At 67.6% G+C, this 11,538-nt stretch carries 11 protein-coding genes and 1 pseudogene; 9 read left to right on the forward strand and 3 right to left on the reverse strand.

All coding sequences use genetic code 11. The annotated features are described in order from the left end of the window. Nucleotides 1–788 precede the first annotated feature (788 nt). Nucleotides 789–1,073, forward strand: coding sequence for a ribbon-helix-helix protein, CopG family (locus tag ACAM55_RS25975; RefSeq protein ID WP_369657140.1), 285 nt, complete (start codon nt 789–791; stop codon nt 1,071–1,073). 7 nt (nt 1,074–1,080) lie between these two features. Further along, entirely contained in the window at nt 1,081–1,374 is a 294-nt protein-coding gene (locus ACAM55_RS25980) for a type II toxin-antitoxin system RelE/ParE family toxin (protein ID WP_369657141.1), read from the forward strand. 321 nt (nt 1,375–1,695) lie between these two features. Here ACAM55_RS25980 and tnpB read toward each other — a convergent pair whose 3' ends face one another. Beyond that, the gene (gene tnpB / locus ACAM55_RS25985; protein WP_369657142.1) at nt 1,696–2,529 is read right to left on the reverse strand and encodes an IS66 family insertion sequence element accessory protein TnpB; all 834 of its coding nucleotides are present in this window, start codon (nt 2,527–2,529) and stop codon (nt 1,696–1,698) included. A gap of 183 nt (nt 2,530–2,712) precedes the next feature. Between tnpB and ACAM55_RS25990 the strand changes: the two are divergent. Then, nucleotides 2,713–2,919, forward strand: a pseudogene (locus ACAM55_RS25990) (M20 peptidase family dipeptidase); the annotation flags it as partial. A 198-nt stretch (nt 2,920–3,117) separates the two neighbouring features. Here the strand turns inward: ACAM55_RS25990 and ACAM55_RS25995 are convergent. Both ACAM55_RS25995 and ACAM55_RS26000 read right to left on the reverse strand, forming a co-directional pair. After that, nucleotides 3,118–3,531: a pirin-like C-terminal cupin domain-containing protein gene (locus ACAM55_RS25995; protein ID WP_369657143.1), complete on the reverse strand. Its 414-nt coding sequence runs from the start codon at nt 3,529–3,531 to the stop codon at nt 3,118–3,120. Continuing rightward, nucleotides 3,431–4,219 (reverse strand): DeoR/GlpR family DNA-binding transcription regulator, encoded by a 789-nt coding sequence (locus ACAM55_RS26000; RefSeq protein WP_369657144.1) that lies wholly within the window; start codon nt 4,217–4,219, stop codon nt 3,431–3,433. Before ACAM55_RS26000 ends, ACAM55_RS25995 begins: the two co-directional genes overlap by 101 nt. 213 nt (nt 4,220–4,432) lie before the next feature. Here ACAM55_RS26000 and deoC point away from each other — a divergent pair, with 213 nt between their 5' ends. The 6 genes from deoC (at nt 4,433) to ACAM55_RS26030 (ending at nt 11,529) form a co-directional block, all read left to right on the forward strand. Continuing rightward, nucleotides 4,433–5,509, forward strand: a complete 1,077-nt coding sequence (gene deoC / locus ACAM55_RS26005; protein WP_369657145.1) for a deoxyribose-phosphate aldolase — start codon at nt 4,433–4,435, stop codon at nt 5,507–5,509. Nucleotides 5,510–5,513: 4 nt separating this feature from the next. Further along, nucleotides 5,514–7,922: an aldehyde dehydrogenase family protein gene (locus tag ACAM55_RS26010; RefSeq protein ID WP_369657146.1), complete on the forward strand. Its 2,409-nt coding sequence runs from the start codon at nt 5,514–5,516 to the stop codon at nt 7,920–7,922. A gap of 123 nt (nt 7,923–8,045) precedes the next feature. Further along, the gene (locus ACAM55_RS26015) at nt 8,046–8,498 is read left to right on the forward strand and encodes an RbsD/FucU family protein (protein WP_369657147.1); all 453 of its coding nucleotides are present in this window, start codon (nt 8,046–8,048) and stop codon (nt 8,496–8,498) included. Nucleotides 8,499–8,502: 4 nt separating this feature from the next. Then, nucleotides 8,503–9,447: a ribokinase gene (gene rbsK / locus ACAM55_RS26020; protein WP_369657148.1), complete on the forward strand. Its 945-nt coding sequence runs from the start codon at nt 8,503–8,505 to the stop codon at nt 9,445–9,447. 13 nt (nt 9,448–9,460) lie between these two features. Beyond that, on the forward strand, nt 9,461–10,513 hold the full coding sequence (locus ACAM55_RS26025; protein WP_369657149.1) for an ABC transporter permease: 1,053 nt from the start codon (nt 9,461–9,463) through the stop codon (nt 10,511–10,513). Between the two features lie 11 nt (nt 10,514–10,524). Next, a complete protein-coding gene (locus tag ACAM55_RS26030) occupies nt 10,525–11,529 on the forward strand; it encodes a substrate-binding domain-containing protein (protein ID WP_369657150.1) in 1,005 nt (334 codons plus the stop codon). The last annotated feature ends 9 nt before the right edge of the window (nt 11,530–11,538 follow it).

The raw sequence follows: 11,538 nt of genomic DNA on the forward strand, positions 1-11,538 counted from the left end.
GTTGACCCGGGAGTTCCCGACATGGTGCCCACCTTGGAAGCAGCGGCCTGCAGGCGCGCGGACAAACGGCCTGAAGGACGGCGCGCCGTGGCTCGACGTTGACGGGCGTCCATGCGATGAAACCATGACGATGGAGCCGCTCATGACGAAAAGCTCCCAGTGTGAGTTCTGAACGCGTAGGAAACGGCGAAGCGTGTGCCAATTCGCGGAACGCGAATGCGATGAAGTGGCCTTTGAGGGTCTCGCTTGATCGCACTCCACCGTCGCAAGGGACGGTGGACGCGTCGCACAGATCAGACTTTTGTCAGGCGACACGGCAAACTGCGCCCTGACGACATGAGGAATTGACCCCCTCGTGGCAGGAGGCCAAGATGGACGGGGCCACCGCGTTCATGACAATGAACTCCTGTGGAAGACACAGGCGGGATTGCCTGCGTGCCCCCGCGACCCCGTCGCGGCGCAGCGCCCAGGGCTGCAGCAGACGCGCAGCACGCACCGAGCACGCGCAGCGCGCGCAGGGCCTTGAACGCGAGAACGGGGGGTCAGCCTCAGGGCCCACAGGCAAGCCCTCCCCTATCCTTCGCAGCGCCCCGCGGATCCCGCTGCCTGCCTCTGGGCGCCTCCGGTCAGGATCGCGCCTCAGACAGGCGGCTCCAGACAGAACAAGAACTGCATCGACTTCATGGCAGCGTCACAGCAGGCCGGACCGGCACAGGGGGGTGCCAGACCTGATGTGCTACAAGTGTGCTACAATGGCGTTCGCCGTCAACGCCATTAGGACAATCAACATGTCGACAACGACCATCCGTCTTGAAGATGAGCTGAAAGCCCGCATCGCGGCTGCGGCTGCGAGGTCGGGCAGGTCTTCCCATGCGTTCATTCTGGATGCGCTATCCGACATGGTCGAGCGCAGTGAACTGGACGAGGAACTGCATCGGATCGCAGACAAGCGATGGGCTGCGTTGCAGCGCACCGGCGAGTCGATCGCCTGGGAGGACGCCGCGGGCTACTTGCGGGCGCGCGCGGCTGGCAAGAAACCTCGCCGGCCATCGGCTCGCAGGCCGGGATCCTGATTGACCCATGGTCCGCATCGAACTGGCCCCTGAGGTCCTGGATGACATCGACCGCTTCATCGACCGTCTGGAACAGCACGAGGTCGCCAATGTGGCAGACCGGGTCGGAGAGATTCTCGAGGCCATCCAAATCCTTTCGCGCAGCCCGCTGATCGGTCGCCCTGTTGGGGATGGCAAGCGCGAACTGGTCATCGGCAAGGGCAACCGCGGCTACGTGGCGCTATACCGTTACCTGGCCGGGATCGAGACGATCTTCATCCTGGCACTGCGAGCCCAGCGGGAGTCCGGGTTCAAGCATTGACGGGCCGACCGGCCGCGCCTTCAGCCCCGCTCAATTGACGCGCTACAGCGTGGTGATCACACCGGCCTCACCGACAAGCTGCCAGGGCAGCCGCAATACCAGCGCATCGAACTGCGATCGGCTCAGTGTCAGCGTTTCGTCAATGTTCTTGGGCCAGGCGAACTTGCCACTGTTCAGCCGCCTTACTGCGTTTAGAGGGTCAATTTTCGGTGGCAATCAACACTGATATGGTCGCTCCGGTGAGCGCGGCGAGTTCTTCAGCGGTGATGGTGGCGGGCGACGACACGCCCGGTTGGATCGGCGTGCGCCATCATTGTTCCTTCAGGCCACGCTGGAATAGCGCAGACGGGAGTGGCGTTGCACCACCGCCATGTCGATGCCCTCCAGCAACCAGTGCAGCTGTTCGGCCGTCAGCGTGGGAACTGCCTCGGCCGAGGGCCAGATGAACCGGTCCTTCTCCAGGCGCTTGAGCAGCAGCCAGAAGCCGTTGCGCTCCCAACCCAGGATCTTCACCCGGTCGCGCCGCCGGTTGCTGAACACGCACGCGCACGAGGCGAACGGGTCCGGGCCCAGGGCCTGTTCCGCCAGGCCGTTGATGTTCAGCCGGAAGTCCACCGGCTTGCGATGCAGCCGCTTCGTCGAAGCGGAACATGGCAGTCGGCTCAACATCTGCACCAGCGTCGGCAATTCCTGCAAGCTTGTCTCACCGAGGTCGAGCTGCGCGCCGTTGGGCAGGCGCACCTGCAACCCGACCATCGGGGTCGGTGCCGCCAAGGAACTCTCATCCGGGATCACCGCCACGGCCGTAGCAGGTGTGTGGGCTACCGCGGGCACAGCCACCGCGCGCTCGCGCCGAGGCACTCGCTGAGGCTGATCTTGTTCACCCTCTACACGCACGGCAACGAATGCCGCATCTTGCATTCGCGCGATGTCGCCCGCGGGCACCTGGGCGCTTCGCCGCTGGTAAGCCGCGATCCACGTCCTCAGCAGGTTCGTGTTGACACCGTGCTCCATCGCCATGCGTGCCACTGACGCTCTCTGCTTGAGGCAGGCAACGATCAATTCCTTCTTGGCGGCTTCGTCGTAGACGCTGCGACCGTCAGTCTTGCGTCCCACAACCAACCGGCCTCTCAACTCTGCGTACTGCTCTGTCATGTCTACGTGTCCATGTTGCTCTGCATGGGCACGTAGCCTCACAGCTCATCGTTCAATGAACAAGGGCGTGGTTAGTTGACGGCTTACGCAACCGCCTGACGGAAGTCCCGGCGCTCGCAAGCCCCCATGAATCTTGATAGTAGGATGCGCTGGCGCAGTGCATCGCCCGTTCAGCCAGGCCTCGTTCCCAACGACGCATTCTCCAAGGTGCTTGGGCTGCCAACTGTCTGGGTGCCGCATTCATATCCGGCGTGTTCCCAGCATGCGCCCAATGAGCACATGCTTGGCTCGGTCGCGCGGGAAGGCCTTCAAATCATGGCGGGCCCGTTCTGGGACTTGGGAGAGCCCGGCGGCGCCTTCTTTCAAACAGAGAGCACCGTGCGCGCCTAGCTAGCCCACCAGCAAATCGAGACGCTGTTCGTACTCGCGGTGCCAGCCTTTCAGAGCGTTCTTGGTCGGATACCCCAGGCTTGAAACGAATGCCGGGCATGCCGGCGCAGTTATCGACGTCACCGAATAGTGAAGTCGTTTCGGATCGCAGCCACGCAGGGCTGACGTTCCAGAAAATTGAGGCGTATGGCACGCGCGTCAGGCTTGTGGCAAGGGTGAAACTCGGCCCATCTCGCCTTTGTGATAGCGATCGAACGCCTGTTCGAGTTCGCGCCGAGTATTCATGATGAAGGGGCCGTAGACGGCCAACGGCTTCGAATCCACCCCGGACAGCACGAGCACAGCCGTCGGGATGCCCTTGTCGATGATGTGCGGGGCGACGGGCGACCTCCACCAGCGTCTCGCACTTCGTGCAGACGCACTTGCCGCGCACATAGCGGTACCCGCCCACCAAGCTTCGGTTTTCCGAATCAAGCCATGGTTCTTTGGCCTGAAGCAGCAGCAATGCAACTTATGAATGCCCGGGCCGCGCAAACTCGATGGGCAATTCCTTGAACTGCTTGCGCACGCCCGGCGCGGGCGCCCCGCCCACCACGATGCGCACAAACGCATCGAGCGGACTGAAGAAAGCGGGCCGCAGGCGATTGAGCTTGCTTTCATCCACGATCAGAAAGCTCTCCGACGCGCTGCGGATCGCGGCCTGCTTCACCGGCACTTCATGAAAATTGGAGCAGCTCGCGCCACGCTCCAAGTCCAGTCCGCCGGCTGAAATGAAGGCCTTGTTCACGCCCAGCCGATTGAGATATTGCAGCCCCTCGTCGGAAAAGTACGTGGCCGACGACGCGTGGTACAGCCCGCCCATCAGCATCAGCTGCGTGTTCGGCCGGCGGCTCAGGATCGACGCAATGTTCGTGGAGTAACACACCACGCTCAGCGGTATGTCGGGCGGCAACGCCTCCGCGAAATGGACCATGGTGGTGCCGCAGTCGATGAACAGGCTGTCGTGCGCCTGCACCCATTCGGCGGCGCGCTCGCAGGCCGCGCGCTTGTGCGCCGCGTGCTGGTCACTGGCTTCGTCGAGCGAGTACCTGTCGCCCCCCGGCAGCGTGGTCGCAAGCACGTAGCCGCCGAGGGCGGTGAGCGGTGAATCGGCGGCCGACAGGTCGCGGCGGATCGTCATCTCCGTCACGTCCAGCCGCTGCGCGGCCTGCTTGATCGGCAACGGTCCGCCGGCCTCGACGAGCTCCTGCATCTTGGCAAGTCGCAAGGCCCGGGCCTCGGCGCCGGCGGTCTTTCGCATGTTCTGGTTCCTCTGGTCCACAGGCCCGAGTATCGGGCATCGAAAATGTTATTTGAAAAACATCTTGCGCGATCAAATGTTATTGCAATAACATTCACGCCGATGCGCCGCCGGCCCTGCACGATGGCACGCACAACCGATCAGAGACAACGACATGCCCATTGCCTGCCTGCCGCCCATGCGGCGCCTGCGCGCCCCGGCGCCCTTCACGCCATGAATTCCACTTCCCTCGTTCGTGCCAGCGGCGCGGTGCGCGCACGCCCCGTCTCGCCCGCCGCGGCTGCATCGCCGCCGGCTGCCGCCAACGCCGCCGCAGCGGCGCCCGCCAACAAGCCGCACCCCATCGCACGCAACACCGCGCAGCCTTTCGATGCCGGCTGGTTCGACAACCTCCGCGTCAACCTCTCGGCCGCCGAACGCCGCGTGGCCACGCTGCCCGGCCGCCGCTCGGTCAAGAAGGACGCGCAGGCCGGCTGGCTGCTCAAAGCCATCAGCTGCATCGACCTGACCACGCTCAATGGCGACGACACGGCCGAGCGCGTGCGCCGGCTGTGCGCCAAGGCCGTGGCCCCCGTGCGCCCCGACCTGCTGGCCGCGCTGGGCTTTGCGGACCGCACGCTGCACACCGGCGCGGTCTGCGTCTATCACCGCTTCGTGGCCACGGCCGTCGAGGCGCTCGCGGGCACCGGCATTCCGGTGGCGGCGGTGTCCACCGGCTTTCCGGCCGGGCTGATTCCGCACGAGCTCAAGCTCAAAGAGATCGAGGCCTCGGTGCGCGACGGCGCGGCCGAGATCGACATCGTCATCACGCGCGAACACGTGCTCACCAGCCAGTGGCGCAGGCTCTACGACGAGATGCGCGACTTCCGCCTCGCGGCCGGCGACGCGCATGTGAAGGCCATCCTCGCGACGGGCGAACTCAGGACGCTGCGCAACGTGGCCAAGGCCTCGATGGTCTGCATGATGGCCGGGGCCGATTTCATCAAGACCTCCACCGGCAAGGAAGGCGTGAACGCCACGCCGCTGGTCACGCTGGTGATGCTGCGCATGATCCGCCAGTACGAGGCCCGCACGGGTTTTCGCGTGGGCTACAAGCCCGCCGGCGGCGTCTCCACCGCCAAGACCGCGCTCGACTACCAGGTGCTCATGAAGGAAGAGCTGGGCCGCGCCTGGCTCGAGCCCGACCTGTTCCGCATCGGCGCCTCCACCTTGCTGGCCGACATCGAGCGCCAGCTGGAACACCACGTCACGGGCCGCTACTCGGCCTTCCACCGCCACCCGATCGGATGACCCGATGAGCAGCAACAGCAGCGTCGCACGCTATTTCGACACCATGGACTACGGCCCCGCGCCCGAGAGCGACACCGACGCCCGCCAATGGCTCGCATGCCACGCCCAGGGCTTCGGCCACTTCATCAACGGCCGCTTCACCGCCGCGTCGGCCGGCCCGCATTTCGAGACCGCCGAACCGGCCACCGGCCAGCGGCTCGCCCGCATCGCCCAGGGATCGGCGCAGGACGTGGATGCCGCCGTCGCCGCGGCGCGCGCCGCGCAGGCCGGCTGGCTGGCGCTCGGCGGCCACGGCCGCGCGCGGCACCTGTACGCCCTGGCGCGCATGGTGCAGCGCCATGCGCGGCTGCTCGCGGTGGTCGAGGCGCTGGACAACGGCAAGCCGATCCGCGAGACCCGCGACCTCGACGTGCCGCTGGTGGCGCGCCACTTCTATCACCATGCCGGCTGGGCGCAGCTGCAGGAGCGCGAGTTCGCCGACCAGGTGCCGCTGGGCGTGATCGGCCAGATCATTCCCTGGAACTTCCCGCTGCTGATGCTGGCCTGGAAGATCGCGCCCGCGCTCGCGCTGGGCAACACGGTGGTGCTCAAGCCCGCGGAGTTCACGCCGCTCAGCGCGCTGCTGTTCGCCGAACTGGCCGCAGAGGCCGGCCTGCCCGCGGGCGTGCTGAACGTGGTGACCGGCGACGGCGACACGGGCGCCGCGCTGGTGGCGCACGAAGGTGTCGACAAGATCGCCTTCACCGGCTCGACCGACGTGGGCCGCCTGATCCGCGAGGCCACCGCGGGCTCGGGCAAGTCGCTCACGCTGGAGCTGGGCGGCAAGTCGCCCTTCATCGTGTTCGACGACGCCGACATCGATGCCGCGGTGGAAGGCGTGGTCGACGCCATCTGGTTCAACCAGGGCCAGGTGTGCTGCGCCGGTTCGCGGCTGCTGCTGCAGGAAGGCATTGCGGCCGACTTCATCGAGCGCCTCAAACGCCGCATGCAGAGCCTGCGGGTGGGCCTGCCGCTGGACAAGGCGATCGACATCGGCAGCCTGATCGATCCCTCGCAGCTCGAGCGCGTGCGGTCGCTGGTGGCCACCGGCGTGCGCGAAGGCGCGGCCTGCTACCAGCCGCCGGGCGCGCTGCCCGCGGGCGGCAGCTTCTTTCCGCCCACGCTGCTGACGGGCGTGCACCCGGCCTCCACCGTCGCGACCGAGGAGATCTTCGGCCCTGTGCTGGTGACGATGACCTTCCGCACGCCCGACGAGGCCGTGGCACTGGCCAACAACACGCGCTACGGGCTCGCGGCCAGCGTATGGAGCGAGACCATCGGCCTCGCGCTGGGCATCGCGCCGCAGCTGCAGGCCGGCGTGGTGTGGGTCAATGCGACCAACCTGTTTGACGCGGGCGTGGGCTTCGGCGGCTACCGCGAATCGGGCTACGGCCGCGAGGGCGGACGCGAAGGCTGCTACGAATACCTGAAGCCGCGCGCATGGGCCGGGCGCAGGCCGCGTTCGGCCTCCGCGGCGGCCCAGGCCGCGAATGAGGCGGACACGGCGCCGGCCGGCGCGGGGCTTCCGGCCATCGACCGCACGGCCAAGCTGTTCATCGGCGGCAAGCAGGTGCGCCCCGACGGCGAACTCTCGCACCCCGTGTTCTCCGCCGCCGGCCACCGGCTCGGCGAGGCGGGCACCGGCAACCGCAAGGACATCCGCAATGCCGTCGCCGCCGCGCGCGCCGCCGCGGGCTGGTCGAGCGCCACGCCGCACCGCCGCGCCCAGGCGCTCTACTACCTGGCGGAAAACCTCTCGGCACGCGCCGGCGAATTCGCCGCGCGCCTCGCGAGCCTGACCGGCGCGGCCGCGCGCGCCGCGCAGGCCGAGGTCGACGCCGCCGTGAGCCGCCTCTTCGCCTACGGGGCGTGGGCCGACAAGTACGAAGGCACAGTGCATGTGCCGCCGCTGCGCGGCGTGGCCCTGGCCACCGTGGAGCCCATCGGGGTGGTCGGCGTGGTGTGCCCCGACGAGGCGCCGCTCTTGTCCTTCGTGAGCCTGCTCGCGCCGCTGCTCGCCATGGGCAACCGCACGGTGATCGTGCCGAGCGAGAAGCATCCGCTGATTGCCACCGACTTCTACCAGGTGCTCGAAACCTCCGACCTGCCGGCCGGTGTCGTCAACCTCGTGACCGGCCCCGCTGCCAGCCTCGCGCAGACGCTGGCCGAGCACGACGACGTCGATGCGCTGTGGGTCTTCGGCGCGAAGGAGCTGTCGCGCATGGCCGAGCGGCTCTCGGTCGGCAACCTCAAGCGCACGCTGGTCGATCACGGCCTGGCCACCGACTGGCACGAGGGCGCAGCCGCCGAGGGCCCGCTGTTCCTGCGGCATGCCACCCAGGTCAAGAACATCTGGATTCCCTATGGCGAATGAGCGTCGGCAGGGCCGGCCAATCTCTCGAAACCAAGGGAAATCCCCCAATAGCAAACGTTTGCGCAAACGTTTTCTTTCCCTAAGATCGCGCTCTGCCGCGCCGTTCCACCCCCAGGAGTCCGCATGCTGAAGTCCATCCATCCGCTGCTCAATGCCGACGTGCTGTATGCCCTGCGCGCCATGGGCCATGGCGACGAGCTGGTGCTGTGCGATGCCAACTTTCCGGCCGATTCGGTCGCGCGCCAGACCACGCTGGGCCGGCTGCTGCGCATCGACGGCGTGGGCACCACCGAGGCGGCGCGCGCCATCCTGTCGGTGCTGCCGCTCGACAACGCCGTGGACGATCCGGCACGCCGGATGGAAATCATGGGCCAGCCGGGCGAGATCCCTCCGGTGCAGCAGGAAATGCAGCGCGAGATCGACGCGGCCGAGGGGCGCGTGCGCCCGCTGGGCTCGATCGAACGCTTCGCCTTCTACGAAGCCGCGCGCCGCGCCTACTGCGTGATCGCCACCGGCGAGCGCCGCTTCTACGGCTGCTTCATCTTCAAAAAGGGCGTGCTCGCGCCGCAGGACTGACCCCATGACCGTCGTCACTTCCAGGCAGCACGGCGTGGCCGTGCTCGGCATCTTCGTCGCCGACCTCGCATTCCGCGCGGCCAGCCTTCCGGGCGTGGGCCAGACCATCGCCGGCTCGGGCTTCGCGATGGGCCCGGGCGGCAAGGGATCGAACCAGGCCGTGGCGGCCGCGCGCGCGGGCGCCGGGGTGACGTTCATCTCCAAGCTGGGACAGGACGCCTTCGGCAACGACGCGCTCGCCCTGTGGTCGCGCGAAGGCATCACGCCGCGCGCGCCGCAGGTGACGGCGCAGCCCACGGGCGCGGCATTCATCTACGTGCACGAGGTCACCGGCGACAACGCCATCATCGTGGTGCCGGGCGCGGCCGCGCTGATCGATGCGGCCGACGTGGATGCCGCCGCCGATGCGATCCGCGGCGCGCGCGTGTTCGTCACCCAGCTCGAGCAGCCGGCCGCCGCCGCGCTGCGCGCACTGGAGATTGCGCGCAAGGCCGGCACAGTCACCGTGTTCAACCCCGCGCCCGCCTTGCCCTTCGACGATGCGCTCTACGCGCTGTGCGACTACATCACGCCCAACGAGCACGAGGCCGCGGCCCTGAGCGGCATGCCCGTCGAAACCATCGAGGACGCGCGCCGCGCGGGCGACTTCTTCCTCGCCAAGGGCGTGGGTTGCGCGCTCATCACGCTCGGCGACAAGGGCGCCCTGCTGCACAGCGCCGGCGGCTCCGAGCACATTCCGGTGTTCCACGCCGGCGCGGTGAAGGAAACCGCCGGCGCGGGCGACGCCTTCAACGGCGGCTTTGCGGCCGCGCTGGCCGAAGGCGCCACCGCCCGCGAGGCGGCACGCTTCGGCGCGGCGGTGGCGGCCATCTCGGTGACGCGTGCCGGCACGGCGCCCTCGATGCCCACGCGCGCCGAGGTCGATGCGCTGCTGGGCCGCGCCGCCTGACAGGACTCTCTTCATGAAGCTCACGTTTTCAGACCGCGAACTCAACTTCCTGGTCGGCATCAACGTCCTCATCCTCGTGGTGGCGACGGTGCTCTCCAAGGGCGACTTCCTGGATGTCTACAACTTCCAGTCCATGGGCGGCCAGCTGCCCGAACTCGGCCTGCTGGCCATGGGCGTGGCGCTGTCGATGATCTCCGGCAACGGCGGCATCGACCTGTCGGGCGTGGCGCTGGCCAACCTCGCGGGCGTGGTGGCCGCCACGCTCGCACCGCAGCTGGCCTCGCCCGACGTGTCGCCCTGGCTCTACACCGGCTGGTTCGCCGCCATCGCGCTGGCGACGGGCCTGGCCGGCGGGCTGCTCAACGGCCTGCTCATCGCGAAGGCAGGCCTCACGCCGATCCTCTGCACGCTGGGCACGCAGCTGCTCTACACCGGCGTCGCCGTGGTGCTCACGGGGGGCTCCAGCCTGCGCGTGGGCAATGCCGAGGCGCTCTCCGCCATCGGCAACGAGATGGTGCTGGGCGTGCCGATCCCGTTCGCGATCTTCCTGACCATGCTGCTGGCCGTCGGCTGGCTGCTGCGGCAGAGTCCCTTCGGCATCCGCCTGTTCCTGCTCGGCACCAACTCCAAGGCGGCGCGCTACGCCGGCATTTCGCAGGCCCGCATGCTGGTCGCGACCTATGCGCTGTGCGGATTCCTCGCGGCCGTGGCCGGCGTGATCATCGCCGCGCGCACCGCGAGCGTGAAGTCGGACTACGGCAACTCCTACCTGCTGATCGCCATCCTCATCACGGTGATGGCAGGGGTGCGGCCGCAAGGGGGCTACGGACGCATGGTGTGCCTGTTCTTCTCGGCGGTGGCGCTGCAGCTGCTGTCGAGCACCTTCAACCTGCTGGGCATTTCCAACTTCTTCCGCGACTGCGCCTGGGGCCTGCTGCTGCTGTTCTTCCTGGCGTACGGGCGCTTCGGCCTGCACGACCTGCGCGTCTTTCTTTCCACCACGCGCGCCAGCGCACCGCCGCACCAGCTCCCTCCTGGCGCGGCGCAAAGGAATTCCGAGGGCTAGGAGACAAAGAAATGCTGAAGAAAACCAAGATCGCCTGCACCGTGCTCGCACTCACCGCCGTGGCCTTCGCCTCGGCACTGCATGCGCAGGGCAAGCCGCAAGACATCGTCACCGTGGTCAAGATCACGGGCATCAGCTGGTTCAACCGCATGGAAGTGGGCGTGAAGGAATTCGGCGCGAGCACGCCCGGCGTGGCCACGCGCCAGATCGGCCCGGCGCAGTCGGACGCCGCGCAGCAGCAGCGCCTGGTGGAAGACCTGGTGGCCAAGAAGGTCGACGCCATCGCCGTGGTGTCGATGGATCCGCCCACCCTGGAGCCGGTGCTCAAGCGCGCGATGGAGCGCGGCATCAAGGTCGTGACCCACGAGGCCGACAACCAGAAGAACACCATGGTCGACATCGAGGCCTTCGACAACACGGCCTACGGCGCGCGCATCAACGAGCGCCTGGCGGCCTGCATGGGCCAGCAGGGCAAGTGGACCTCGCTGGTCGGCTCGCTGGGCAGCCAGTCGCAGGTGCAGTGGGCCGACGGCGGCGCCTCGAACGCGAAGAAGTACCCCAAGATGGCGCTGGTCGACGCCAAGAACGAATCGCTCAACGATGCCGAGAAGGCCTACGGCAAGGCCAAGGAAATGCTGCGCAAGCACCCCGACCTGAAGGGCTTCCAGGGCTCGTCCTCGCTCGACGTGCTGGGCATCGGCCGCGCGGTGGAAGAAGCGGGCCTGCAGGGCAAGGTCTGCGTCTTCGGCACCGGGCTGCCGAGCGAGGCGGCCAAGTTCCTCGAGTCGGGCGCGGTCGGCGGCATCGCCTTCTGGGATCCGAAGGACGCCGGCCTCGTCATGAACAAGGCGGCCAAGATGCTGATCGACGGCAAGACCATCGCCGACGGCGCCGACATGGGCGTGCCGGGCTACAACAAGGTCTCGGTCAAGAAGGGTCCTGGCGTCGGCATCGTCGTCACGGGCCAGGCCTGGGTCGAGGTCGACAAGCAGAACTACAAGAAGTACGCCTTCTGAGCCTGCGAA

This window comes from Variovorax sp. V213, from assembly GCF_041154455.1.
Classification (GTDB): Bacteria; Pseudomonadota; Gammaproteobacteria; order Burkholderiales; family Burkholderiaceae_C; genus Variovorax.